Origin of the sequence: Vulcanisaeta distributa JCM 11216 (assembly GCF_001315985.1) — an archaeon.
Classification (GTDB): domain Archaea; phylum Thermoproteota; class Thermoprotei; order Thermoproteales; family Thermocladiaceae; genus Vulcanisaeta; species Vulcanisaeta distributa_E.
In genome coordinates this window covers 108130-131489 of sequence record NZ_BBBI01000006.1, presented here as the reverse complement: position 1 = coordinate 131489, position 23360 = coordinate 108130, and the positions used below count along the sequence as shown (strand labels likewise).

Here is a 23360-nt window from a genome sequence, read left to right as displayed (position 1 = left end):
AAGTTTAAAAATAAATATGTACTATGTTGACTATGACCCACAACTCAGGAATAAATAGCCTAAATACTTCGTTGAGAAGAACAGTAAAGATTATGATCATGATTATCATGTTGATATTCATAGTATTTAACTCAATGGTAATGGCACAGCAATCGCAATGCAATGGTGTTGTTGTTATGAATTTGACAATGGTTGGTCAGGTTTGGTGCACGCCTCATATTTATCAGGGTGATTATAATGGTCAGCCTGTTGGTAATTACCCTGTTTATTACGGCCCTAGTAATGCCTCTCAATACTGGTCCCTAGCAGGCATAAGCAGCAACCAACCAATCCTCGAACTAGTACCACCACAAACAGGCTCCGCAGGCGCCATGTTCTGGAGCGGACACTACAGTGGTGGCCCTGTTACAATAATGCTTGTTGGTACGTACACAACAGGTACAGTAGGATCGGTAGCCGATGGCTTTGAATTCTACCTCTTCATAAAGCCGAGCGGTTGGTCAACAACTAACCCAGCATCAAACTACTCAATACCGTATTATGAGTTGAACTCAGGTGAGCCAAATAGCTATCCCGTAGAGGGTAGTGTAATATTCCCATACGCAATGCCTGGCACGGAATACATAGTGGTTCAGTGGAATCCGTGGTGGAGTTATGGCTATCAGTATGGTCCGTTGAATGGTGGTGATTGGAATGTGTGGATTGGCGTTGGCAATGGTAACTCAACACCAGGTATAACCGATGTCATCGACGGCGTTGGTTCAGGAGCCTTTGAGCCTAATCCGGGTGACTTAATAATGGTGGAGGTAACTTACAACCCAAGCACCAACACCATAAGCGGTTATGCTGAGGATTTAAATACTGGGCAGGTTGCATCACTCAGTTACAGCCTAAATGGTAATTTCACACCACCAAGCCCAGGCCAATACACATTCGGAATAGCAGGAAACACAGGAGGTTGGTATGCAAACTGGGGTGTTATGGCAGTTGGTGAGGAGGGTATCACGTATACGCCAATTACGATTTCCACTAATTATACCGTAACGTTTATTGAAGAAGGTTTGCCCACTGGGGGGGCTCCCTGGTCCGTTACTGTTAATGGTACTACAAAGACCTCTACTACGAACGAGATAACCTTCACATTACCAGCAGGCACATACACATTCTCAGCATCCACAAACGTAACAGGTTACGAAGTATTAAATAGTACTGGGACGTTCACGGTGAGTGGTAATGAAACCCTAAACATACTATTTGCATCAACCAACGAATCCTCATCATTCAAGATATACTCAGAATACATTGAATATTTCTTCACGGGCTTTAATGAGCCCAACGTATTCTACGTACAAGCGCCAAATATCGATAATTCACAACCAATAAGTGTCACAGGATACATAACTCTCAATAATGAGTCGGTGAGCTTCACGTATAACCCATCAATAGGCATGTGGGAAAGCAACACAATAGACATGGGTCAATTACCACCCGGCAAAGGCTACCTAGTGGTAATAGCAAAATATCCTAGCGGACAAATACTAACTAATAACTATACGGTAACGGTAGTGCAATCACCAGCATTAATAGTAAATATATTACTTCTTACTCATTATGCGGTGTTATCTGCATCAGAATTGTATCCTTTAATCACTAATAAAACATTATACAATACAGAAGCAAGTTTTGAGTATAAAATAATATATTCAAGAGTGGGTCTTTATAACAATACGTTCTTAATAGTATCTAACGTTGATGTTAAATGGAATGAAACACATAAGGAAATTGAGGCTTCATACTTAAGTGGTGAATATGAATTTGGTGGATTTAATATTTATGTTCAATTTGATTTTAATTCAACAGGAATTGTAGACATTTCTGGGAAGTACCACCTCTTTACTTTTCATGGAGAAGTACTATCATATCCTATTGATATTAAAGCGGTAGTTGGTGCATCTGGTGTTTTATACGTAAATTATTCGAATTACAGTATTGAATTGCAAAGCTTTAGCGTATTTAATGACCTTTCAGCAGCTGCGTCATTTATAATACCTACGCCATGGACCTGGACAATACCGGTTGTTAATATTAAGGTAGGATTTATACCAGTAGTTTCTGTGGCTTTTAGTAATACCATTTATTTCACCTTCACGCCAACAAATAATCCTCAGCAGGAGTTTCTTGGTTTACCGGTGGCTCTTTCAATTAATGGCCATGCTTTATACCCTTTGGAATAACCGCGTTATTCGGTGGTGGTAGTCAATATGATGATGGAGGCTTAGGAGTATATGCCTGGTTACAGGGGGTCGCTGGAGTTGGTGAATATTATCAAGCTTATCCATCATTATCAGGAAAAGGTGGTGCACTGGTTGGTGAGCTTAATGCAGGAGCTTCAGTTAGTATAATCATCATTTCATGGAGCGGTAGTGTGACTATTTTAGGTCCTGGTGTAATTTATAAATGGGGGGGTGCCATTACTCAATCCGAAATTTCCGAGTTAGAGCATCAACTCGAGGAGGCTGCTTCAGAATTTCAGTTGCAAGCAGTGGGAGCTAGTGACTGGGTTAATGGTTCAACTTACGGTTTAATAGCAAGTAATCTGCCTTTAGGTTATACCTATAGTGCAGCACCGTATAATGGTTCAGTGTATATTTACTATACTGTAACGTTACCAAATGGTTATGCGTGGATTAATGGCGTTATATTCAGAGGTACGTATGAATACTCAGCACCATTACCTAAGTTCAATGACTTAGGTGTGGCATCACCACTTCTAATTCAGCTGCCTAATGGTACCCTAATGATGACTTGGTTCGCAGTACCACATGGAAATTACGGCTTAAATAACCTAACAGTAATACTCCAAGGCTCGGTACTTGAGCCTAATGGTACTTGGGGGGGTCCGGTATTTAACATAACGAATAATGGCGTTGCGCTTTCGGTAACTAGTGATGGCAAATACTTATACATAATTTGGGAGCCGGAGCTTAACTTAAACTATACAAATACGGAGTTGTTGGTAACCTCGTTAACTGGTCAGTTAATTACGGCAATGCAATTACCCAATGCTACAGCATTAAACGGTGCCTTAAATGGTAATGTTGCTATTCAATTATTAAACGGCACATACGCCGTGGTCAATGTATTCAGTAGAAATATTGAGCCATATATTGGTTATTCAGATGTTGGTTTCGTAAATGGTTTATTCTATGCGTTTAGTAATGATACATTAACGATAGTCAATGGTACAAGCAAAATAGAAATACAAACACCGTCTGAAGCATATGCCTGGCCAAGTATAATTAACGGTAAATTACTTGTAATAGCCTATAGACCATCTACACTGAGTATTTATGCATGGAATGGCACCGCACTATTGTCGATAAACAATTACACAATGCCAAACTTCGTAATCGCAAAGCCCACCTACTCAAACGGTTTCATATACATAACCACACTAACTAGGGTTATGAACAATAGCGATCCCACTGCCGACCTCTGGAACATCATATTATACGCATCATCGATCATGCCATCAGCGCCTACGGTATCCGCGACTATTCCACCGCCATCTTCATACCTCTACCTAAGGGTGATAGCTCCAAGTTATGCCGATTGGATGATATACTCAGACGCTTCAGATAATTGGTATGCTAATTATACGGGTGTTGGTTCGGTGGTTTTTGGCCCTGCCTATGTTGGTGGTCCTGGGACTACGGTGATGTTTAATGTCACGGGTCTTGGTAATTGCCCGAGCCCGTCAATAACCTATGAGCCTTCGAATACGTTAAGCCTAGGCTATGGGCCTAATTACGAGACCGTGATAATCAATTGTGAACCGATGATGAACGTGGCACTAAACATAACAAGCGGCGGTGGCATCATAGCAATAATCAACGAACCAGGCCTAGGCCAAAGACAGTTAATACTCAACGGACCAACAACAGAAAACCTAGAACTACCCATAAACACAACAATCACAATATACACATGGCCATACACAGGCTACACATTGAGTGGAATTTATGTTAATGGTACGGAAATTAATTATGTTATGAATATGTACGGTGCGTATGTTTATAAAGTTATGGTAAATAGTAACCAGATAATAATGATAAACTTTAATGCGAAATAGATAAGTAAAAATTAGATTTAAAAGCTTAATTTATTACTTATTTTTTAATGCCTGAGCCAATACTTAAGCTCAAGCCATTTACAGCCGGTAGTGAGGTTGGGAAGATGGTGCTTGCTATGGCTGTCACTAGTGCACTATGGTATGGTATTGGCTATTTATTGCCTCAACGGTATCACGTACCATTGTGGGAGTTGGCATTAATTCAATTATTCTTTGCGTTATTCATGGCGCTTGAGATTTGGGAATTAATAAAAAACGTTAAGGAAAGGAGGGTATACATTAAGGACTTCATACTCTATAAGGATTACGTCTGGTTCGCAACAGTGAAGGGGGGGGATGAGGTCACAATACCCATCGAGGAGTTTAATCCCTGCGTTGTTAAGTATGCATCACCATTAAGTTCATATCCATATCAAGTTAATGTAAGCTCAAACTCAGTACGTGCTGGTTGGACTTGGAACTATCAATATTATCCAGGCAGGGTGTGGTTGAAAATAAGCCACTATGGTGAGGATTACATACTCCATATTGATACAGAACAGTGCAGGAGATTAAACCAAGTCCTCAATATTGACTTTGGGAAGCCCAGGATTGACTGGTGTGGTGGGAGGGTCGTCAAGGACATGGGCAAGTTCGGCAGAATTGAGAGACCGGGCTTAGCATGTTAGGATGGTTACCATGAGCGTTGTTATTGCTCCTGGCCCCTATGGCGATGGCAAGTCGGGCGCGTTAATTAGGCTTAGCCTTGCCTTAATTCTCATTGGGCTTGTTGTAGTGATATTCTCAATACTCGCGCATAGCTGGACTTATTTTAATTACGCCCTTTCTATTATTATACCAGGCGTTGGGTTCCTCATATATGCCTATACAGGACACAAAGGAACCAAGAGGAGGAGGGAGTATGTTGAATCGCATAATGCGATTTGGGGATTTAACAACGCATTGGTCACACCTAGTAAGGGTTTTAAGTCTGGTGAGGTCATTTACACAATATTCATGGCAATAATCACGTTCGTAATAGTGGGGGGGCGGTTGCTACTGACATCATGCATGGTAGGTTCATGTTTAGCGATTCCGTTATCCTCTTAATCTTAGTCGGCTTATACATACCATACTACCTAATAATCAGGAGTGCTAGGAGAGCACTCCAGGCTAGGAAGAATGAGGTTAAGGATATTCTAGTTTACTCAGATTATATTTACGTGAGGACAGCCACCAATGAGGAACTTCAAATACCAGTTAATGGTAGTATAATCTGCATTGGTGAGTTGAATATTCCTGATATGATGTTTGGTATGACAAGTTATGACATATTTAAGATTAAGTATGAGGATAGAGTATTAAAGCTCACGCTGCCTCATGGTGCTGGGAGTGAGCTCATTAACGTGCTTAAGGATAAGTTAGGGCTTGAGGTTCACACGTGTAATTACCTGGGTATTTAAATAATCCTATAGATGTCGATGAATTTGCTATACCATTCATCGTATGCCTTCCTACTGACCACGTGAAACTCAAATACCATGAGTGCTTCATCACGAACCTCTTTAATGATATTCATGATTAATTCCACGTACTTATGTGGGTCATCACCATACACATCAGATAATTATTAGGACATCAACGTCGCTGTCAGGCTTGAAGTTGCCACGTACATAACTGCCAATGAGCATTAATTCTGCATTAGGGTCGAGCCTGAGCATCACGTCTTTAATTCTGTCTAGGTAATAATTAATGTTACCGAGGATTCTATCCCTAATCCTCTTAATATCGATTAGCAAATCTACGAGGGTAGGGTAGGCATTTAACCAGCTCATTGAACTCATGAGCCATGTTAAGTGCTCTCTCCGCATCATCCTTGCTAAACCTAGGTGGCATATAACGACTTGCTATGTACGCAAACTCCAATAATAGAACCACCTTCCTATTTCTAACGTAAAAGTCATTTAGACTGCACTTATTATTCAATATCTTTGTTAATTCAATGAAGAGCTGGGTTAATCCATGGGTATGTGAATAATCACCAACGAGGTTATACAATAATGACTTAAGTTTTAACTGTATAAATTATTCCACATTAAACATTACTAGATCATAGTACCCTCGTTCATACGCAAACCGCGCCTGCTCCAAAAATTCCTCGGCCCTTTGACTTAGGAAACTCATTACTTCGATTACTCAGTACCACATCTATTTAACTATGTCCTTTGGGAACCAATCACTCTTAGTCCTGACCAAGCCCCCCCTCTCCTCAATGTACCTCCTCACTCTATCCCTAATGTCATCAAAGATTCTTGAATCGCCGCAAAGTACCTTACCATCAGTTACGGCATCGAGTATCACCATGGAACTCTCAAGAACCTCATTCAACCTACTCAATGGTAACCAAACCACCTGCCAATATCCCTCACCTCAATCCTAAAATCACCAGTGGGTATAACAGCCATTAAATCCCAATCACTCAACGGAGTATTATCACCTCTAGCCCTGGAACCAAATAGGACTACGACTAAGGACTTACGGCATAACTCATTAAGCACCTCCCTAAACCTAGTCTCCCTCCACTTGCTAACCTCAATTAATGCCTCCAACCACCTGCTGTACATAATCCCGCACCAAGTCCATACGCCTAACGGCTCCCACCTCCTGTAATCGTTAATCCTGGCATCTGAGTAGCGCGCCTGGACGTAATGTTGCTCAAGTAATTCAGCGCACCTAGTAACTTCCTGAGGTACCTCCTTACTCAGGATCTTCACTAGGTATTGAAGTAACTCATATGTTGAGTGTGTGATTGGTCTTGAACCGCTAAACTTAATGAGTAATCCCTTGATCAATGGCTCAACGGACTGCTGGGCAAAAAATGCAGCTGAGTCAAACCTATTATTCGCTAAGTCCTCCCTCGCATAGTCCCTAAATCTCCTCGCTTTATTAAGCCATGGCTCCGCCATTAAATTATTGGGTAATGCATTATGAGGACGCTATTAAGGTTTTATCTCGTAACCTTCGTTGACATTATCATTACTATGAATGCCGTGATCGCGGCTATCACGAAGGATAGTACGAAGGATTCCTTACCAGGTACCTCATAGAATATGGGCATGCCATTTAGGTAGTAGGTGAGTAGTGGAGTCCTGTAGGTGGTCTCTAGGGAACCCGCGATTACTGGGCCTAGCGTATTGCCCATGAGCCTCATGGCGGTGTTAGTGCCGGTCATTGTAGCCATCTTTTCTCTAGAAGCTGATGATATTAATAACGTTATCCTGGTCACGGTCATGCCGCTATGCCCACCATGCTTATGATCATCACGATTATCGTGATCATTAACTCATGTACGTAAACCGTGGTCGCCATCAGTAAGCCTCCAATTGCCGCTATTCCAGACGTTATGATTAACACCCTTCTATAGCCAACGGTGTTCATTAGGATGCCGTATAATGGACCTGCAAAGAGCATTATTAAGGCTATGGGCGCCAGTGTGAGGCCTGTCCTTAGTATTGTCATGCCATAACCAATGGGCTTAGGCAATTCAAACATATACACAAGGGCCTGGAATGATAGGAACATACCAAAGCCAGCGACAAAGGACGAGAGTAGGGGGGGCACTGCTATGTTGGGGGGGTTTGCGAAGTCGCCTATGTTTATTATTGGGTTCTGCGTGGACAGTTCATGATTAATAAATAGGAACAATATGGCCAACCCAAGTGCAATGCCAAGCCAGAAATCCTCCGATAACCAACCCCCCCAGGTCGGAGCTTCTGTGAATGAGTAACCAATTATTACGAAGGACATCGCCAATAGTGCCAGGCCTACATAATCAATGCTTTCACCAACTCTCGCCTCGGACTCAGGCAGTACTAAGTAGGCCATGAGTATTAGCACGGCTAGTATTGGCAATGCCGTCTCATACGCGAACTGCCAGGAATAATACTGGGCTAGGTATGCGCCTATTGGTAATGCTACGGCAGCCCCAATCGCGAATGTTGATGCAATGATTCCCTGGCAACAGGCCATTCCCTGGGCGGCAATTTCTCCCTAAGCAATGTATAGCCAATAGGATTTATGCTGAGTCCAATTCCCTGAATGGTCCTGAGCATTATTAGGATTGGGTATGTCGGTGCCATGCTCGTGAAGAACACAGCAACAAAGTAGATAATCAATGTAATTAGCAATACCTTCTTTCTACCGTAACTATCAGCCAACTTACCAAGGATTGCGCGAGGGCCAGACCAGCCAGCGTCTCCGAGGACAATACCCACGAGACCTCCGACTCTGTTATGCCGTATTGCCTTTCTATGGTTGGTAGGGATGGCATGACAACCATCTCCACGTACATTGCAATTATTGATATAGACGCGAGAACGGCAAGGTACCTCCACGCCTCGGAACTCAATCTAATACCACCGAGGTTCCTTAGCACGTAAACCGATATCAATACTGATTAAAAATCTAACTCACGACCTTACCAAATGCCTCTTATCGGGGTCTCAGTTTCTTTATGTGTTCATGGCATTTAGTCATTTATTGCATCGCCACGGCTTAATGCAGTCCCGGTATTAGCACTAGGTAATCCATGCATGGTATACCAATAGGTTTATTAATTGGTATACCTATACCATCATAATGTCTAGTGTCGTTAGTTTTAAGGTTAGGAGGGAAATTAAGGAGAAGATGGAGAGGTTTAAGGACAGGGTTAACTGGGCTGAGGAGTTGAGGAGGTTTGTTGAGGAGAGGATTAGGGAGTTGGAGGCTGAGGAGAATATTAAGCGTGTCGTTGAGGAGCTTGAGAAGATACCAATAAGCGTTCCCAGGGGGGGATTCTCGGTGGGTTCGGTGAGGGAGGACCGTGATGGTGATTGATGCATCGGCATTAACGGCCTTCATACTTAAGGAGCCTGGTTGGCGGTCATTAATTGGTTATGTCATGAACTCGGTCTCTGTTGATCATGTAATTAAGGAGGTTATGAACGCAATTTGGAGGGCGCAAATTAGAGGGATTATTACTAGGGAGTACTCAATCAAGCTTCGTGACATATTAATGTCGTTAATTGGCAAGAACATTATTATAGAGCCTGAGGAGAAGTACGTCGATGAGGCATTCACGATAGCGATAGATAATAAAATAACCATATACGACACGTTATACATAGCATTAGCAATAAGCAGGGGGGGCTTACCTCTTTTAACGCTCGATAATAAACAGGGAGAGGTCGCGAGAAGGATGGGCATTAATGTGGTGATGCCGTTTTAATAATCACCTCCTAAGAGACTTTATTAGTGGTATTGTATTTAGGTGCATTGTTTCGTCTGGTATCGCCTTATTAATGGCTATCTCCCTGTATATATAGGCCGAGGGCCTCCAGTACTGCTTCTTGGTGGTATAATCGACGTAGAGCAGGCCAAACCTCATGCTGAAGCCTGAGGCCCACTCGTAGTTGTCAGTCAACGACCAGTGCAGGTAACCCCCCCTAACATCAACCCCCCCATCACTCAGGCCCTATGCACTTGGTAAATGTGGCTGACTAGGTAATACGGCCTTAGATAATCAGCCGAGTCGGCAATCCCATTCTCAGTAACGTACATGGGCAGGTGATACCTCCTCCAGTACTTTGTCAATACATCGTATAAGCCCTCTGGTAGAATTCCCAGCCGAAGTCACTACATGGCCTATTGTCAGGGCTTACGGAGTTCCTTTCGCAGTAATGCCCATAGCCAGGGACTATTGTATATGAATTATCGTTTGTGAGTTTAACCACGACCCTTGAATAATAATTAACGCCAATCCAATCAAGTTTATTCCTAAGATCTTCCCTGGCCTCACCATATAAGTTACCGTGAATGATCGCATCAAAGAATAACCACCTGGCGTCTCGTTCAGCCAATTCCACGGCTTTATCATCCTTATCTGTTAGTGGAGTGAAGGAGTTATTTGCGTATATAAGTCCAACAGGCTTCTTACTAATTGACTTTATCGCTTCATAAGCCCTTGCATGAGCTTGAATTAAATTAATTAAGGCCTTAACCGCCAAGAGAGGACTTAGATAACCAGGTGGAAACCCCCCACTTAACATTGATGTAACCATTCCAAGCAACCACATTCGGCTCATTCATTGTTGAATACATATCGACTAAATCATCAAGCTTCCAAGCCACGTAGCTGCGAACCTCGCAAAGTTAATCACCGTCTTAGTATCGAGCCAACCAACGGGTCCGGAAAGATCACCCCTCCTGACCCTTATTGGGTCGTGAATCCACAGTGGTAACGGCCAATGATAGAGGTTCAGTATGAAGAATATGTTCCTATTCTTCAAATCATTGAAGATCACCCTATAGTGCTCAATGGCAGCCTTATTAGCCGCCTCATCAAGTCTCCTTAGGTCACGTTCATCAACATCAACCTTGACTACCCTATCGCCAACAACCTCAACATTACCACTGGGTGGCTCGGGCATTGGTTTCGGGAATACCCTGGACCACTCAACATTGATCCTGGCAATGTCGAGCCCCCATCCTAACGGCATTATCATGAAAAACCCTGTATAGGCTCCAATAACCAGGCCCATTCTCTGGCAGGTCACCACTAACGAGACCAGACATTATGTTATCCCAATCATGAACCCAAACCCACCAATCACTATTTGGATCCTCATCACCTGGGACACCCATCTCATGCTGAAAACCGGCCTGAGACCAGCCAAACCTGAAGTTCTTAGGGAATGATAACGTCACGTATTTAACTTAATTTTAGATTATTTTTAGGAGTTACTATATTGCTATACAGTAATGCCTTGATAATTTTCAGGTTTTAACCATGAGTGGGTTGGCCTACGGGAAAAACGCAGTAATTATTAAAATGATTAACAGGTAAGTTCTTCGTGTGGAGATAACGGCCTTAATTATCAGTACCACTAGGTCTAGGGTTCAATTACTTAAGCACGCTATTTCTTCAGTGATAAACCAAACAAGGAAACCCGATGAATTAATTGTTGTTATGTCATACGATGACAGGGAGATTAAGGACTTAGTTAGTCCACACGGTTTTGTAATCCACAACGTAAGCACCAGAATAGGCCAATGTGGGCCAGGGGGGGCATTGAGGAGTCGAGCGGTGACGTTATTGCGTTCCTTGACGATGATGATGAGTGGCTACAGAATAAGCTTAGTCATGTAGATGAGGCATTCAGTAAAATTGCTGGGCTTGGTCTTTACCATAACCTATTTCAATTCATTGATACTAACGGGAACGAGCTACATCACCATGAATTACCTGCCTATTATCGCTCAATGATCCTTGAAAGAAGCGTCATTATTAGGGGGGGCAATGCCGACTTATACATGCGTTCCAGTGTTAATGATTGGCTAAATGCTAATTACTGGTCATTATTTTACAACACATCAAGCTTGTCAGTGATTAAGGATGCATTAGCCCGTAGGCTTGAACTCGTTGAAAGCACTAACCTATACTCAGATGCCCTATTCTTCATATTGGTACTAACTCAATGCTATGCCGTGCTTCATGAACCAATTATCCTAACCAGGTACAGAATTCATGGAGAACAAACATCAAGGAAAGTCCTAAATGGCGAACTTATGGGCATGGCCGCTAAAGACCACGAACTATTTAATAGAGTAATTAAGGAATACAATACCTGTAGGTAATCTACGGATGCCGACTTAGCACATAACGTAATGCTTATATACATTAGCACCATCGTATCATAATCGTGATCAACAAGAATGAATTCACTAAATACGTAGTTATAACAATACTAATGGCGATAACCACAGTATCGATAACGTCACTAGCGTCACAAAACACAATACAGGTAAATGTAACAATCCAGGGCATAGGTCCTTTAAGTAATGCCTCAATTACGTATATGGAGTTTGTCCAGTCATATACGACCCAGATGCTCCATGCCTACGGCACAACTACCACAAATAATGAGGGTATTGCCGTAATCCCACAACCACCGCCTCCATTACCAGGTAAGGGGGATATTATCACTATCACGATTAACGCGACAATAAATGGAGAAACCATATTCAAAACATACAATTTTTACTTAACAAACGAGAACTTCACAAACCAAATAAACATAACAATACCAATGCCTAAAACAAATAGCCCGACAGGCAATACCAATTATGGCAATCAAAGCATGTTCTTGATAACCGTAATTATAGTAATAATTGTCGTGTTGGTAGCGATAATAATTATATTAATGAGAAGATCGAGGCAATAAATGGCGCGTAACTATAAGATTCAAATTAAAATATCAATTTTCTTCATTTAAATCCTCCGTCCAGGCACTACTTATGGAAATACTACCTCACTCCTCGCCTCCCTTGTTGCGGGCCTTGGCACTATTGGGTATGGCAAATACTCAATCCCAGGCCTACTCGCCCTGGCCTGTGGGTATAGCGTCATTAATTCATAAACCTCAGGCGGCACATCGGTCGATACCTTAAGCCCCATTTCCCTTAGCTGCTCCACGGTTATTGGGTAATCATGAGTGTAATAACCACTCACGAGCTTATCAGCTACTTGCTGCGCCCTCTCCTCACCAACCTTATCCCTTATTAACTCAATGACCAACTCCTTCACCTGGCGAATAGCCTTCTCCGCCATGTCCGCAAGTATTAACGTTTGGTCATCAACCTTATCCCTACCCTTAATCTCAACCGCCCTAAGTATTGACGGCGCTGGTAGGTAAGTTCCACCAGGCCCACCTAACTGTGGGTCTAATGGTCCAAGTACTGCGTTTGGGTCCATTATTATTTCATCAGCTGCCAGGGCAATTAATGTGCCCCCGCTCATGGCGTAGTGAGGTATTACTACGACCTTCTTAGCCGGATGCGCCTTGAGGGCCTTGGCTATTTGTGAGGCCGCAAGCACGAGCCTCCAGGAGTGTGTAGTATGAGCATTATCGGCATGTTGGGTGGGGGGGTCGTCCTGATAGCCCTTATAATGGCCTCTGAATCCTCAATATCTATGTACCTATAAATTGGGACGCCAAGCAAACCAATCCTCTCCTGCCTGTGTATCATAGTTATTACCCTAGATCCATACTTACGCTCCATCAATGCTATGAGTCTCAATCTCGTGCGTTGTAATGACCTCATTGATAGCCACGGTGATAGCATAGCTATGAAGAGGAGTACCCAAAAGAGATAACCAAGTATGTCGGTGTATATATCGAGTATCATCATAAAAATACTATTGATGATTATTAAAAATGTTACTAGGTATTTCATGGCAATAGTGATATAATATTTTAATTTAATTCTAATTATTAATCTATGGGATACCAAATGGGTAAGTACTCATTGATGATGGGTAGTGAGGCCTTGGTCCGTGGTGCCATTTATGCAGGCGTTAGATTTTATGCGGGCTACCCAATAACGCCGGCGACCGAGATTGCTGAGTACATGTCCCAGTTATTGCCGAGGGCTGGCGGTATATTTGTGCAGACTGAGGATGAGTTGGCAGCCATAAACATGGCCATTGGCGCCTCCGTGGCAGGTTGGAAGCTATGGTTGCAACCAGTGGGCCGGGCTTCTCACTCATGCAGGAGGGTATTGGGCATGCTGTTAATGCTGAGGTGCCGTTATTAATCGTTGATGTCCAGAGGGGGGGCGGTCCATCGACTGGCCAACCAACAATGCCATCGCAGCAAGATGTCTTTCAGGCTAGGTATGGCTCTCATGGTCCTACGAGATAATAGTCCTAAGTCCCGCCAATGTTCAGGAATTGTTCTATTTAACGATAGACGCGGTTAACTTATCCGAGCAATACCGCACACCGGTGATACTGCTCACGGAGGAGGTCACCGTGCACCTGTGGGAGAAAATCTACGTGCCAGACCCTGGAGAATACCCGGTGCTACCCCCACGTCACACCACCTACGCATGATGATGAGGGGGGGTTCTTACTCGAAAGTCAGCTTCATGATGAGAGGGGGGGCTATAACGTAGCCAATGATCCTGAACAATCGGCTAAGGCATTGTGGCGATTGATAAGGAAGATTAGGGATAATGTGGATAAGATATCGAGAATCGAGGTTAGGTATGCGGAGGATGATCCCGAGGCCTTTATAGCGTCCTACGGATGTACTGCGAGGTCGGCATTGGCAGCTGTCAAGATGCTTCGGCGGGATGGCTATAAAGTCGGCTTCCTACGGCTTGTGACCCTCTGGCCATTCCCAGAAAACGCCATTAAAAACGCCATGAGGGGCGCGAATACCGTCATTGTGCCTGAGATGAACGCTGGTTATATGGCCAACGAGTTCAGGATGCTCGGCTTAAACGTTGTGCCGATTCCAAAGCTTGGCGGTGAAATGCCGACGCCAGAGGAAATATACAGTGTCGCCAGGGGGGGTGTTACCTCATGAATCCTCTCATTCAGAAGTACCTGCGCAGTGAGTATGCCCAGGGTAGGAGGAGGACTATATTCTGCCCCGGCTGTGGCAATGGCATAATACTTGGATACTTCATTAGGGCGATCGATGAGTTAAAGCGGGAGGGCAGGTTTGATGATTCCAAGCTATACATAGTGACAGGCATTGGGTGCTCAGGTAATATACCAGTACCGCTTAAGTACAACATCGTCCGCGCACTCCATGGTAGGGCATTATCTGTTGCCACGGGTATAAAGCTTGTGAGGCCCGATAGCGAGGTCGTGGTATTTGCTGGTGATGGTGACTTACTATCGATTGGAGGCAACCACCTGATACATACGATAAGGAGGAATGTCGGCATAAAGGTGATCCTCGTCAATAACATGCTCTACGGCATGACCGGCGGTCAGGTGGCCCCCCCAACAACACCCATGGAGGCTATAACCCACACAACACCCTACGGTAACCCAGAACCACCACTTGACGCCTGCAGGTTAGCAGTATCGCTTGGCGCCACATACGTAGCCAGGTGGGCAGTGCCGCTAGCCAAGCAGTGCATTCAGTCAATTAAGGAGTTATTACTTCATAGGGGCTTCGGCCTACTTGAATGTCTATCCCAATGCCCTGTCTATCAGGCAGGTATGTAATCGGCGTTGATAGGCCGTCAAGGATCATGGATTACTTCCTAAAGATAACCGTGGTATCCAATGAGCCGAGGTATGGAGATAAAATAACCATTGGCAAGTTCGCGGATTACGAAAGGCCAACCTATGAGGAAATTATGTGGAGTATGGTGAGTAAGGTGAGGGAGGGTGGTGGTCACGAGGCGTAAGTCGGTTGTGGTGAGGATTGACGTTGATAAGTACCTATGCAAGGGCTGCTACATCTGTGTTGATAAGTGCCCAACGAAGGTCTTTGAGGTATCCAACATCGTTGGTGATTACGGGGCATTCCTACCCGTGGCTAAGTACGTGGAGCGGTGCATTGACTGCGGAATCTGCGAACTCTACTGCCCTGACTATGCAATAACAATTATCAGGGGGGGTGATGAGAGTGAGGCTTGAGGTTAGGTTTGCCGGCTTTGGTGGTCAAGGCGTAATTACGGCCGGCAGGTTATTGGCGTTAACCGTGATAGAGGCCGACCCAGGCTTATACGTGGTCTACAGTCCATCATACGGCTTCCAAACCCGTGGTGGCGATGCGTTGTCAGACGTGATAATCAGTGATGAGGAGATCGACTATCCAAAGGCTAGGAGGTTAGACCTAGCGTTCCTACTCACACAACCAGCATATAATAAGTACTGTGGTTATGTTAAGGATGATGGACTCATAGTCATTGATGACCACGTTAATAAGGGCGACAAAACACAATGTAGTGATAAGAGACACCGTGAATTAGGCATAATAACAGCTGCGAGACAAATTGGCGGTGACGTCTTTGCATCAACGATAGTCCTAGGCGCATCAATAAAATACCTAAGCAAAACCGAGCTACTAAAGGACAAATTATCATTAGAACATGCAAAGCAGATAATTACTAAGTACTTTAAAGAAACACTAATAGGTAGAAGGACCGGAGCCGAGGATATAATTAACAAAAATATTAAGGCAATAGAGTTTGGGTATAAAATTATATAGTTAATGATACATTAAAAATAAATGATTTAAGGTTTATACTTAGCCAAGTATATTTCTTTTTAGTTCCTTCTTATCAATTTTGCCTGTCCTCGTTAGTGGAATCTCCTTAACGAAAATCACATCATCAGACACCCACCACTTAGGTATCCTGCCGGCATCAACCTCTTTATTTAATGCCTCATATATTTGCTCCTTCATTAAGCTATAGCCCTCCTTGGGCTTTACAACGGCTATAGGTCTCTCACCCCCCCACTTCTCATGCGGCCTTCCAATCACAGCCACCAAGTCAACGCCAGGTATGTTTGAAATAATAGCCTCGAGAACGCTTGTTGGTATCCATTCTCCACCGCTTTTGATTACATCCTTAAGCCTATCAAGTATTCTTAATCCGCCGTCATTAAGTATCATTCCAACATCGCCAGTCCTGAACCAACTACCCACATAACTCTCCCTGGTCTTTTCAGGTCCTTGTAATACTCATATGGTAACCATGGAGCTCGCAACCAAACCTCACCAAATTGGCCAGGGCTCACATCCTTACCTGTTGCTGGGTCGACAATCCTTACCTCGACGAAGGGTACGGGGGGTGTGTTGTTAATCTTATGTAGTCGAGGAATTCATCTATTGAATTATAGTTCTTGGGGGGGCTATTGAGATTGACGTGGCAAGCATGTCAGTTCCTCCGTATATGGATGAGAAGTTAATACCGAGCTCATGCATCTTCTTAGCGAGACCGCTAGTTATTGGCATACCACCAACCAACGCCTTTAATCCGCGTAATACGCCGACCTTATTCATCTTTTCAGCCGTGTCAATAAGCATGTACATCATTGTAGGTACGGCATTTACCCAAGTAACTCCTTCAGTCTCAATAAGTTTTAATGCCTTATCAGGTGTAAACCTGCCCATTAATACGTACTTATCGCATAGGTATGGTGCATGAATGAAGCTACCCCCCCATGAGTGAATATGGTAAAATGGTATAAATGGCATTATCGTATCGCCCTGGTGTAGGCTAGCCGGCGTATTGTACATGCTAAGTTGGTATGCTATAGCCAATGCACCATGTACAAACTTCTCATGAGTATACCTAACGGCTTTGGGGAGGCCCGTTGTGCCTGATGTAAATAATATTGAGTAGAAGTCCCTTCCAGTAATCTCAATCTCGGGTTCCTTGGTAGCTTTGGTATTAACTAGGTCATTATAGCAATACTTTGTATTGCACTCAGGGTCCAGTCCTACAGTCTTATCCTTACTTACTAATGCGCTAAGTGCCCTAAAGTCACTGGAGTAAAATAGCCACTCCGTATCGGCCATCTTGATTGTATACGCTATTTGGTCGGGCGGTAATCTTACATTCACTGGGTAAATTATGGCGCCAATCATAGCCGCTGCGTAGTGGAGCTCAAACATCGGTAGCGTATTCCAATCGGCAACGCCAATAACCGTGCCCTTACGAATACCCAATGATAATAATGAATTGGCCAACGAAATAATGCGTTTATACGCTTCGCCGTAACTAATCCTATTGCCTTCCCAAACTATCTCAGTTTCAGGGCACAATATCGCAGCTCTCTTTATAACGTTATGTACCGTAAACCCAATACCGAAGCTCTCCACTCATCATCACCCCCCCTCCTCAATATTTATTATCCTTTTACCTAAGTCATATGAACCAACTTTATAACCACTCTGCAAATACTTCTCAAGATATAACTCAGCCACCAGTGCATACCTATCAATCCCCAATCTCTCTGCAATATGCGTTAGGATTATCACGCAATTGCATGCCCTAGTAGTGATAATACATCCTTAGCCCTGAACTCAACTTCCAATGGACTTAATGACGTGGCCGTCTGCAACGTACTCCTTATAACATTCATCGCCGCCTCAGCAGTATTGTGGTATGCCTTGATCTCGGCCACGATATTCTCAAGGTCATTAAGCATTGCAATATGTGCGTTTTTCTTGGTCATCGCCTCTAGCATGTCCAATGCCTGTATGTTGCTCGTACCCTCCCAAATAGGCGTTATCAAGGCCTCCCTATGCCACCTCTCAATTGGATACTCACTCAGGAACCCAATGCCGCCGTGCAACTCCATGGCAAGTCTGGTTACGTATGCCGCAGCGTCTGCCGTGACATTCTTAGCAATGTGGGTTAGTAATCTGGCATAGTGGTAGTGTTCACTGTATGGTGGTTTATCATGCCATGATTTATCAAATTCATTCACAGCCTTGAAGACCAACGCTGTTGCCCCCTCTATAGTCACCTCCATATCCATCAAGTCCCTAATCACCAATGGATGCTCGATGAGCAACTTACCAAATGCCCTCCTCCTATTGGCATACTCATAAGCTCCAGGTAAGCCTTCCTGGCAACACCAACAGCACCAATAGCGTTGGCAAGCCTTGAAACCATTAAATCTTCCATTATATAGTAAATGCCATTGCTTAAGTCGCCGATGGGGGGGTATGCCTCAGTACCATGAAACTCAACCTCACCGGTGGGTACTGAGTTCGTACCACTCTTCTCCTTTAACCTCCTAACTATGAAATTAAGGTCCCCCCTTCGAATTTAGGCGAGGAACGGCAAATAATGCCAATCCCTTAGCTCCAGCTCTACCACCCTCCGGTCTCGCTGACGTCAATGCAATGTCGGCCAACCCAACCCACTGGCGAAGTACTTATCACCGTAAAGCCTCCATAAATCACCATCTCTTTTGGCAATCGTAGCATTAGCACCCAGATCGCTGCCTCCCTGCACTTCCGTGAACCACGTGGCGCCGAAATTAATTGGACGCTCATCGCCAATTAGCTCGGTACGTACTTCCTCAGTTCATCATTACCATACTTATAGAGTGCATATGCCGTCTGGATTGTTATGGTGATTATGCAGTAAAGACCTGGGTCTGATACTAGGAACCCCCATTGCGTAGTGCTCATGCCAACTACCGCCATGATATGGAGGCTTATTTATGCCGAAATCGAGCACCAACTTCTCAATAGCCCATCTCTCAACCGGATTCAGCCAAACCCTGTCGACCCTATTACCATTGATATCCCACATAATATGCCTTGGTCTCGAAACCTTATCCACATAATCAGTAATTTCAAGTAAATCACGGCCGGCAAAAATCCCTAATTCACTAAAGGAAGGGACCTTACCAATAAAATACTGGAGAAACCGCTGTAATGGCTTATCAGTGTCGTAAACGTTCATACCATAGATATTGGACAGAAAACCATACACGTCTATATTGTTTTCGAGATCATTTGACATACATTATTATTTAATCTAATTCTCTTATAAAGTTTACCTTTATTATAGTACATAAGCAAATATATACATTATATTGAAGATATCAACAAGTACACTCAGGATTTAATATCCTCTCAAGTATCCTATTTACCTCATTAATTACATAATTAGGTATCTTACTATCTACCCATAGGATATATCGTTTAGCTATAAAATCAGCAATGCCCATTAGGGCGAAGGAAAGCACCTCTGGGTCATATCTAGCTATCTCATTCCTATTCATAGCTTCTACTAATCTCATGGAATATCTTTCAGAAAGTTTCATGTAATGCCACTTATAAATTTCAATATTATTCGATTCAGCCTCTATTAATATTTTATAAAGATACTGATTATTGTACATCCAATCAAAGAATGCTTCAAACCCCCCCCTCTTCTCTATTGATACCCTATCAGAAAGTCCTGAGGTACTTAACGTTAAGTAATGTCTCATATCCTTATTTATTCGTTTAATGAGCTCTACCAATAATTCATCCTTGTTATTAAAGTAGAAGTAAAAAAGCCCATGTGATACGCCAGCCCTCGATGTTATTTCATCAATTGACGCATCGTTAAATCCTTTCTCAGCTATTACGGCTATGGCAGCACTTAATATCTTATTTAATGACTCCTCCCCCCCCTCTTTGTTTTCGGAGAATACTTCATGTTTTATTTATCAATAAAACAATGCAATTTAAATTTTACAAGAAAAATTATTCAACGCGTTGAAGTACTGTGGCACCCCCCCATGTCCAACCAGTTCCCGCCGCAACCAAAACTATGATACTACCCTTCCTGACTTTACCGCTTTGTTCCGCTAACCATAATGATAAGAATGGGTCCACAGCCTGCATGTGACCGTAATTCTCAAGGTAAATCGATTTATCAGAAGACACGCCTAATTCTTTTAGTATTCTATCATGGAATGACCTCTTCATATGAAGTATTGCAAAATAATCAACATCATTTATAGTAAGGCCACTTCTCTCCAGGGCATTCTTTATAACATATAAGAAATTCCTTAATGAAATCTCCTCAAAGCTCTTGTTAAATTCCTCATTCCTATTAACCTGTAGTAAATATCCCTGGTTATAATCATTTATGAATCTCTCACCAAGCCTTTGATGCACAACATTAGAGAATCTTCCATCGGTTATTATTGAGCTTTCAAGAACTTCGTACTTTCCATCAACATTACTCAACAAAACCGCAGCGGCTCCATCCGAGAAATCATACATGAATGTTGAGGCTTTGTCCCTGTAATTAACTATCATGCTCTGCTTTGTTGCACTAACTAGTAATATGTAAGAGTCCTCATCCTTTATGGCTAATCTTGGTTTCAATAAGTCAAGCGCGACAATACTGCTAACGCATTGCATTGATACGTCAACGCCATAGGCATTACTTAAGCCCAAATGGCCTATTACATCAGGCGCCACATCCCATACGTACTTATCCTTAAAGTCAGAACCTGCATATACGACTAAATCAATCTTTAAGTTACCATACTTGCTCATTAATTTTTTAGCAACGAGCTTCGCCATATCAGAAACGGACAATGACCTCTCAATGGGCTTCCTACTAATACCCAGTTTATCTCTCACAACCCAATCAGGCAAGCCTGTCTCCAGGGCCAATTGTTTATAATCAACGTATGTACTTGGTATATATAATTCATAATCTACGATATAAGCCTTCCTCATAAATAATCACGAAGTATCAAGTACGTCTTTAAAGCCATCCCTTAAATACCTCTCACGTAACTCCCTTTTTGAAATCTTACCAATCTGTGTCTTTGGGATCTCCCTAACGAATATTATACGCTTTGGTACTTTATATGATGCCAGGACTTTCTTAAGATCTTTCTTTACATCATCCTCAGTCACCTTAAAACCAGGCTTTTTAACCACAATTGCAACAACAGCCTCACCCCCCCAATGTTCATCCGGCCCCCCCAAACACGGTCGCATCATCTATATACGGTAGTTGCTTTAGTGCCACCTCAACCTCTGTTGAATATACATTCTCACCTCCGGTCTTAATCATGTCCTTCTTTCTATCGAGGAATGAGAAGTCGCCTTCATTATCGACGGTGAATAAGTCGCCAGTCATTAGATAACCATCGCTCGTGAATGGTTTTTCACTGGGTCTATTCCAATAACCCTTGAATACGTGGGGGGGTCCCTTTATTAATAGTTCTCCATCACTTGACAGTCTCATTTCAATAAAGAGAAGGGGTTTTCCCACTGACATTAGTTTATCCTTATAGCGTTCCGGCGATATGTAAAAGTTATTGGGACCTGCCTCCGTCAACCCATAGCCCTGAAATAGCCTATAGCCCTTATCAATAAAGCGTTTAGCTACATTTGGCAGTAATGGTCCACCACCACTTATAAATAGCACATGAGAAAGGTCAACCCTATCAAAGAGAGGTGACTTACTTATGGAATCAAGCATTGTTGGCACGCCCATGTATACTGTGCACTTTTCCCTGGCCAAGGTCTCTATTGTCCAATCGGCATCGAATTTATCGGTCTCAGGTAAAACGACACGTCCACCAACTAATAATAGGGGGCATCATTAATACATTCCACCCACCGGTATGATAAAGAGGTAGTGAAACGAGGTACAATCATTTTTTGTTAATCCCCCCCATGACAGCACTGTTATTATGGCGTTCCATAGTATGGATCCTTCATGGATCATCGCGCCCTTAGGAGGTCCCGTGGTTCCACCCGTGTATAATATCATGGCGATTTCATCAAGGTTCATTCTATACTCATACCCATACTCATCGTACGCCTCCTTAAGCACTTCATCCATTCTTACGCCCTCATTGAAGTAATCATCTATTACGAGCGATGGACTAACATCATTAATCACAAATTTTAGGAAGTCCTGCCCAAGCCTTGGATTTACGGGTACTAATACCGCCCCCCCTATTTTCCTTAACGCAAAAAATAATGCTACATGGTATAATGGCGATTTTACGAGGGTGACCACCCTATCACTAGGTTTAACACCCAGCCTACGCAGCGCAAAGGCGACCTTATTCGATAAGGACTCAAGCTGGGAGTATGTGTAGGATTTATCTCCTACCTTAATAGCTATTGAATCCTCAATTCTAGCCCTATGCCTAAGTAAGCTCTCAAGCATTCTAAATCACCATGGGTTCCTTTGATGGTTTAAATGCGCCGTTAATAACCTCATTTATGAAGTTAAGAACCAACCTATTATAGTCGTCGGCACGCTCGATGATTGCTAAATGCCCTGCCCCTCTAAGTATAACGAGTTTACTATTAGGTATTGATTGATTCATTATGCGGGAATTCTCGGGATTAACCACGTAATCCTCATCCCCCCCAGTCACGATCAACGTTGGAACAGTTATTGCCGATAACTTATCCTTAAAGTCAAATGTTAATACTGCAGCTAATTGATTATTATATGCCTTCGGGTCCTCCTCAAACCTCATCCTCAAATCCACAATATGCTCAATCTCATCCCTATGCCTCTCAAAGAAGCTTCTAGAAAATGCCACCTTCATCCTCTCAATAAGCATCTGCCTTCTATCAAGGCTAGGATTAGGAGGTTGCAATAGTACTTCAAGGGCCTCCTTACTTGGCGGTAATGATTTAACGCCGAAATTTGTCTCGCCAAGAATTAGACCTCTAACTCTACCTGGGTTCTTATATGCGAAGTGCATAGCTATCATACCACCCATTGAGACACCCCCCCATATAAACGCCCTGTCTATTGATAAATAATTCATGAGATCCTCAAGATCATTTGAAAAATCATCCATGGTATATGGTTTATCAGGTCTTGAGGATAATCCAGCCCCCCCCTATTATCATATATTATTAACTTCACATAGTTAGCAAGCGTTCTTTGCCTA

Annotated in this window: 33 protein-coding genes and 5 pseudogenes; 16 read left to right on the top strand and 22 right to left on the bottom strand. The window is 43.1% G+C overall.

All coding sequences use genetic code 11. The features are described 5' to 3' along the window. Positions 1-32: 32 nt before the first annotated feature. The 5 genes from JCM11216_RS06845 (at position 33) to JCM11216_RS06825 (ending at position 5574) form a co-directional block, all read left to right on the top strand. A complete protein-coding gene (locus tag JCM11216_RS06845) occupies positions 33-2234 on the top strand; it encodes a hypothetical protein (RefSeq protein WP_243675607.1) in 2202 nt (733 codons plus the stop codon). A gap of 407 nt (positions 2235-2641) precedes the next feature. Then, a complete protein-coding gene (locus JCM11216_RS06840; protein WP_243675606.1) occupies positions 2642-4132 on the top strand; it encodes a hypothetical protein in 1491 nt (496 codons plus the stop codon). 47 nt (positions 4133-4179) lie between these two features. Beyond that, positions 4180-4800: a hypothetical protein gene (locus JCM11216_RS06835; protein ID WP_054853715.1), complete on the top strand. Its 621-nt coding sequence runs from the start codon at positions 4180-4182 to the stop codon at positions 4798-4800. A gap of 1 nt (position 4801) precedes the next feature. Further along, on the top strand, positions 4802-5221 hold the full coding sequence (locus JCM11216_RS06830) for a hypothetical protein (RefSeq protein ID WP_054853714.1): 420 nt from the start codon (positions 4802-4804) through the stop codon (positions 5219-5221). Then, on the top strand, positions 5194-5574 hold the full coding sequence (locus JCM11216_RS06825; protein WP_243675605.1) for a hypothetical protein: 381 nt from the start codon (positions 5194-5196) through the stop codon (positions 5572-5574). Before JCM11216_RS06830 ends, JCM11216_RS06825 begins: the two co-directional genes overlap by 28 nt. Here the strand turns inward: JCM11216_RS06825 and JCM11216_RS17490 are convergent. The 9 genes and pseudogenes from JCM11216_RS17490 to JCM11216_RS17460 form a co-directional block, all read right to left on the bottom strand. Continuing rightward, on the bottom strand, positions 5571-5729 hold the full coding sequence (locus JCM11216_RS17490; protein WP_243675604.1) for a hypothetical protein: 159 nt from the start codon (positions 5727-5729) through the stop codon (positions 5571-5573). The two genes, JCM11216_RS06825 and JCM11216_RS17490, sit on opposite strands and share 4 nt — an antisense overlap. Position 5730: 1 nt before the next feature. Next, positions 5731-5955 carry a nucleotidyltransferase domain-containing protein gene (locus tag JCM11216_RS17485; protein WP_243675603.1) on the bottom strand — a complete coding sequence of 75 codons (225 nt, stop codon included), beginning with the start codon at positions 5953-5955 and terminating at the stop codon, positions 5731-5733. Further along, positions 5894-6295: pseudogene (locus JCM11216_RS06815) on the bottom strand (HEPN domain-containing protein). The gene JCM11216_RS17485 and the pseudogene JCM11216_RS06815 overlap by 62 nt, the downstream one beginning before the upstream one ends. A gap of 24 nt (positions 6296-6319) precedes the next feature. Beyond that, the gene (locus tag JCM11216_RS17480; protein ID WP_243675602.1) at positions 6320-6523 is read right to left on the bottom strand and encodes a hypothetical protein; all 204 of its coding nucleotides are present in this window, start codon (positions 6521-6523) and stop codon (positions 6320-6322) included. After that, entirely contained in the window at positions 6505-7077 is a 573-nt protein-coding gene (locus JCM11216_RS06805) for a HEPN domain-containing protein (RefSeq protein ID WP_243675601.1), read from the bottom strand. The genes JCM11216_RS17480 and JCM11216_RS06805 overlap by 19 nt, the downstream gene beginning before the upstream one ends. A 41-nt stretch (positions 7078-7118) precedes the next feature. Further along, entirely contained in the window at positions 7119-7403 is a 285-nt protein-coding gene (locus JCM11216_RS17475) for a hypothetical protein (RefSeq protein ID WP_243675600.1), read from the bottom strand. Next, entirely contained in the window at positions 7400-8140 is a 741-nt protein-coding gene (locus JCM11216_RS17470; protein ID WP_243675598.1) for an MFS transporter, read from the bottom strand. The genes JCM11216_RS17475 and JCM11216_RS17470 overlap by 4 nt, the downstream gene beginning before the upstream one ends. After that, on the bottom strand, positions 8086-8286 hold the full coding sequence (locus tag JCM11216_RS17465; RefSeq protein WP_243675597.1) for a hypothetical protein: 201 nt from the start codon (positions 8284-8286) through the stop codon (positions 8086-8088). The genes JCM11216_RS17470 and JCM11216_RS17465 overlap by 55 nt, the downstream gene beginning before the upstream one ends. A 5-nt stretch (positions 8287-8291) precedes the next feature. Beyond that, positions 8292-8546 (bottom strand): hypothetical protein, encoded by a 255-nt coding sequence (locus JCM11216_RS17460; protein WP_243675596.1) that lies wholly within the window; start codon positions 8544-8546, stop codon positions 8292-8294. Between the two features lie 203 nt (positions 8547-8749). Between JCM11216_RS17460 and JCM11216_RS06795 the strand changes: the two genes are divergently transcribed. After that, complete coding sequence (locus JCM11216_RS06795; RefSeq protein WP_054853711.1) at positions 8750-8986, top strand: hypothetical protein; 237 nt, start codon at positions 8750-8752, stop codon at positions 8984-8986. Next, positions 8976-9377: a type II toxin-antitoxin system VapC family toxin gene (locus JCM11216_RS06790; RefSeq protein ID WP_243675633.1), complete on the top strand. Its 402-nt coding sequence runs from the start codon at positions 8976-8978 to the stop codon at positions 9375-9377. The genes JCM11216_RS06795 and JCM11216_RS06790 overlap by 11 nt, the downstream gene beginning before the upstream one ends. Positions 9378-9380: 3 nt before the next feature. Here the strand turns inward: JCM11216_RS06790 and JCM11216_RS06785 are convergent. Both JCM11216_RS06785 and JCM11216_RS17455 read right to left on the bottom strand, forming a co-directional pair. Next, positions 9381-10578, bottom strand: a pseudogene (locus JCM11216_RS06785) (family 1 glycosylhydrolase). 25 nt (positions 10579-10603) lie between these two features. Further along, positions 10604-10855, bottom strand: coding sequence for a hypothetical protein (locus JCM11216_RS17455; RefSeq protein ID WP_243675594.1), 252 nt, complete (start codon positions 10853-10855; stop codon positions 10604-10606). Between the two features lie 148 nt (positions 10856-11003). On the opposite strand from JCM11216_RS17455, the gene JCM11216_RS17450 reads away from it, so the two are divergent. From JCM11216_RS17450 to JCM11216_RS06775, 3 genes are all read left to right on the top strand, one after another. After that, complete coding sequence (locus JCM11216_RS17450) at positions 11004-11297, top strand: hypothetical protein (protein WP_243675593.1); 294 nt, start codon at positions 11004-11006, stop codon at positions 11295-11297. Continuing rightward, entirely contained in the window at positions 11201-11785 is a 585-nt protein-coding gene (locus JCM11216_RS06780; RefSeq protein WP_054853709.1) for a hypothetical protein, read from the top strand. Before JCM11216_RS17450 ends, JCM11216_RS06780 begins: the two co-directional genes overlap by 97 nt. 65 nt (positions 11786-11850) lie before the next feature. Further along, complete coding sequence (locus tag JCM11216_RS06775) at positions 11851-12372, top strand: hypothetical protein (protein WP_054853708.1); 522 nt, start codon at positions 11851-11853, stop codon at positions 12370-12372. A 71-nt stretch (positions 12373-12443) separates the two neighbouring features. Here JCM11216_RS06775 and JCM11216_RS06770 read toward each other — a convergent pair. After that, a pseudogene (locus tag JCM11216_RS06770) lies at positions 12444-13273 on the bottom strand (hypothetical protein). Positions 13274-13429: 156 nt separating this feature from the next. Here JCM11216_RS06770 and JCM11216_RS06765 point away from each other — a divergent pair. The 6 genes from JCM11216_RS06765 to JCM11216_RS06745 all read left to right on the top strand — a co-directional run bounded on the left by JCM11216_RS06765 (position 13430) and on the right by JCM11216_RS06745 (position 16164). Next, complete coding sequence (locus JCM11216_RS06765; protein WP_243675591.1) at positions 13430-13744, top strand: hypothetical protein; 315 nt, start codon at positions 13430-13432, stop codon at positions 13742-13744. Between the two features lie 398 nt (positions 13745-14142). Then, positions 14143-14520, top strand: coding sequence for a transketolase C-terminal domain-containing protein (locus JCM11216_RS06760; protein WP_054853706.1), 378 nt, complete (start codon positions 14143-14145; stop codon positions 14518-14520). Further along, positions 14517-15173 (top strand): thiamine pyrophosphate-dependent enzyme, encoded by a 657-nt coding sequence (locus JCM11216_RS06755; protein WP_243675589.1) that lies wholly within the window; start codon positions 14517-14519, stop codon positions 15171-15173. The genes JCM11216_RS06760 and JCM11216_RS06755 overlap by 4 nt, the downstream gene beginning before the upstream one ends. After that, the gene (locus tag JCM11216_RS17445) at positions 15134-15358 is read left to right on the top strand and encodes a hypothetical protein (protein WP_243675588.1); all 225 of its coding nucleotides are present in this window, start codon (positions 15134-15136) and stop codon (positions 15356-15358) included. The genes JCM11216_RS06755 and JCM11216_RS17445 overlap by 40 nt, the downstream gene beginning before the upstream one ends. Beyond that, complete coding sequence (locus tag JCM11216_RS06750; protein WP_054853705.1) at positions 15339-15590, top strand: 4Fe-4S binding protein; 252 nt, start codon at positions 15339-15341, stop codon at positions 15588-15590. Before JCM11216_RS17445 ends, JCM11216_RS06750 begins: the two co-directional genes overlap by 20 nt. Continuing rightward, complete coding sequence (locus JCM11216_RS06745; RefSeq protein WP_054853704.1) at positions 15574-16164, top strand: 2-oxoacid:acceptor oxidoreductase family protein; 591 nt, start codon at positions 15574-15576, stop codon at positions 16162-16164. The genes JCM11216_RS06750 and JCM11216_RS06745 overlap by 17 nt, the downstream gene beginning before the upstream one ends. Positions 16165-16203: 39 nt before the next feature. Here the strand turns inward: JCM11216_RS06745 and JCM11216_RS17440 are convergent, their stop codons facing one another. From JCM11216_RS17440 to JCM11216_RS06705, 10 genes and pseudogenes are all read right to left on the bottom strand, one after another. Continuing rightward, complete coding sequence (locus tag JCM11216_RS17440) at positions 16204-16572, bottom strand: hypothetical protein (protein ID WP_243675632.1); 369 nt, start codon at positions 16570-16572, stop codon at positions 16204-16206. After that, positions 16573-17784, bottom strand: a pseudogene (locus JCM11216_RS06740) (AMP-binding protein); the annotation flags it as partial. It lies immediately after the preceding gene. Between the two features lie 6 nt (positions 17785-17790). Beyond that, the gene (locus JCM11216_RS17435) at positions 17791-17943 is read right to left on the bottom strand and encodes a hypothetical protein (protein WP_243675586.1); all 153 of its coding nucleotides are present in this window, start codon (positions 17941-17943) and stop codon (positions 17791-17793) included. Continuing rightward, the gene (locus JCM11216_RS17430) at positions 17940-18638 is read right to left on the bottom strand and encodes an acyl-CoA dehydrogenase family protein (protein ID WP_243675631.1); all 699 of its coding nucleotides are present in this window, start codon (positions 18636-18638) and stop codon (positions 17940-17942) included. The genes JCM11216_RS17435 and JCM11216_RS17430 overlap by 4 nt, the downstream gene beginning before the upstream one ends. Before the next feature lie 337 nt (positions 18639-18975). Then, the gene (locus tag JCM11216_RS17425; RefSeq protein ID WP_243675584.1) at positions 18976-19122 is read right to left on the bottom strand and encodes a hypothetical protein; all 147 of its coding nucleotides are present in this window, start codon (positions 19120-19122) and stop codon (positions 18976-18978) included. A 404-nt stretch (positions 19123-19526) separates the two neighbouring features. After that, positions 19527-19949 carry a hypothetical protein gene (locus JCM11216_RS06730; protein ID WP_054853703.1) on the bottom strand — a complete coding sequence of 141 codons (423 nt, stop codon included), beginning with the start codon at positions 19947-19949 and terminating at the stop codon, positions 19527-19529. Between the two features lie 226 nt (positions 19950-20175). Then, the gene (locus JCM11216_RS06725; protein ID WP_054853702.1) at positions 20176-21165 is read right to left on the bottom strand and encodes a 3-oxoacyl-ACP synthase; all 990 of its coding nucleotides are present in this window, start codon (positions 21163-21165) and stop codon (positions 20176-20178) included. A gap of 6 nt (positions 21166-21171) precedes the next feature. Beyond that, complete coding sequence (locus JCM11216_RS06720) at positions 21172-21420, bottom strand: hypothetical protein (protein WP_054853701.1); 249 nt, start codon at positions 21418-21420, stop codon at positions 21172-21174. After that, positions 21404-22618 (bottom strand): annotated as a pseudogene (locus JCM11216_RS17420) (acyl--CoA ligase). Before JCM11216_RS17420 ends, JCM11216_RS06720 begins: the two are co-directional and overlap by 17 nt. Position 22619: 1 nt before the next feature. Beyond that, positions 22620-23267: an alpha/beta hydrolase gene (locus JCM11216_RS06705; RefSeq protein WP_243675582.1), complete on the bottom strand. Its 648-nt coding sequence runs from the start codon at positions 23265-23267 to the stop codon at positions 22620-22622. Positions 23268-23360 lie beyond the last annotated feature (93 nt).

Excerpts from the sequence above, each read along its gene's own strand:
- JCM11216_RS06780 (WP_054853709.1), top strand. The coding sequence starts at position 11,201 with ATGTGGGCCAGGGGGGGCATTGAGGAGTCGAGCGGTGACGTTATTGCG.
- JCM11216_RS06745 (WP_054853704.1), top strand. The coding sequence starts at position 15,574 with ATGAGAGTGAGGCTTGAGGTTAGGTTTGCCGGCTTTGGTGGTCAAGGC.
- JCM11216_RS06795 (WP_054853711.1), top strand. The coding sequence starts at position 8,750 with ATGTCTAGTGTCGTTAGTTTTAAGGTTAGGAGGGAAATTAAGGAGAAG.
- JCM11216_RS17475 (WP_243675600.1), bottom strand. The coding sequence starts at position 7,403 with ATGACCGTGACCAGGATAACGTTATTAATATCATCAGCTTCTAGAGAA.
- JCM11216_RS06765 (WP_243675591.1), top strand. The coding sequence starts at position 13,430 with ATGGGATACCAAATGGGTAAGTACTCATTGATGATGGGTAGTGAGGCC.
- JCM11216_RS17445 (WP_243675588.1), top strand. The coding sequence starts at position 15,134 with ATGTCTATCCCAATGCCCTGTCTATCAGGCAGGTATGTAATCGGCGTT.
- JCM11216_RS06825 (WP_243675605.1), top strand. The coding sequence starts at position 5,194 with ATGTTTAGCGATTCCGTTATCCTCTTAATCTTAGTCGGCTTATACATA.
- JCM11216_RS06790 (WP_243675633.1), top strand. The coding sequence starts at position 8,976 with ATGGTGATTGATGCATCGGCATTAACGGCCTTCATACTTAAGGAGCCT.
- JCM11216_RS17470 (WP_243675598.1), bottom strand. The coding sequence starts at position 8,140 with ATGGCCTGTTGCCAGGGAATCATTGCATCAACATTCGCGATTGGGGCT.
- JCM11216_RS06835 (WP_054853715.1), top strand. The coding sequence starts at position 4,180 with ATGCCTGAGCCAATACTTAAGCTCAAGCCATTTACAGCCGGTAGTGAG.
- JCM11216_RS06805 (WP_243675601.1), bottom strand. The coding sequence starts at position 7,077 with ATGGCGGAGCCATGGCTTAATAAAGCGAGGAGATTTAGGGACTATGCG.
- JCM11216_RS06705 (WP_243675582.1), bottom strand. The coding sequence starts at position 23,267 with ATGGATGATTTTTCAAATGATCTTGAGGATCTCATGAATTATTTATCA.
- JCM11216_RS17425 (WP_243675584.1), bottom strand. The coding sequence starts at position 19,122 with ATGGCGGTAGTTGGCATGAGCACTACGCAATGGGGGTTCCTAGTATCA.
- JCM11216_RS17440 (WP_243675632.1), bottom strand. The coding sequence starts at position 16,572 with ATGATACTTAATGACGGCGGATTAAGAATACTTGATAGGCTTAAGGAT.
- JCM11216_RS06755 (WP_243675589.1), top strand. The coding sequence starts at position 14,517 with ATGAATCCTCTCATTCAGAAGTACCTGCGCAGTGAGTATGCCCAGGGT.
- JCM11216_RS06845 (WP_243675607.1), top strand. The coding sequence starts at position 33 with ATGACCCACAACTCAGGAATAAATAGCCTAAATACTTCGTTGAGAAGA.
- JCM11216_RS17485 (WP_243675603.1), bottom strand. The coding sequence starts at position 5,955 with ATGAGTTCAATGAGCTGGTTAAATGCCTACCCTACCCTCGTAGATTTG.
- JCM11216_RS06725 (WP_054853702.1), bottom strand. The coding sequence starts at position 21,165 with ATGAGGAAGGCTTATATCGTAGATTATGAATTATATATACCAAGTACA.
- JCM11216_RS06830 (WP_054853714.1), top strand. The coding sequence starts at position 4,802 with ATGGTTACCATGAGCGTTGTTATTGCTCCTGGCCCCTATGGCGATGGC.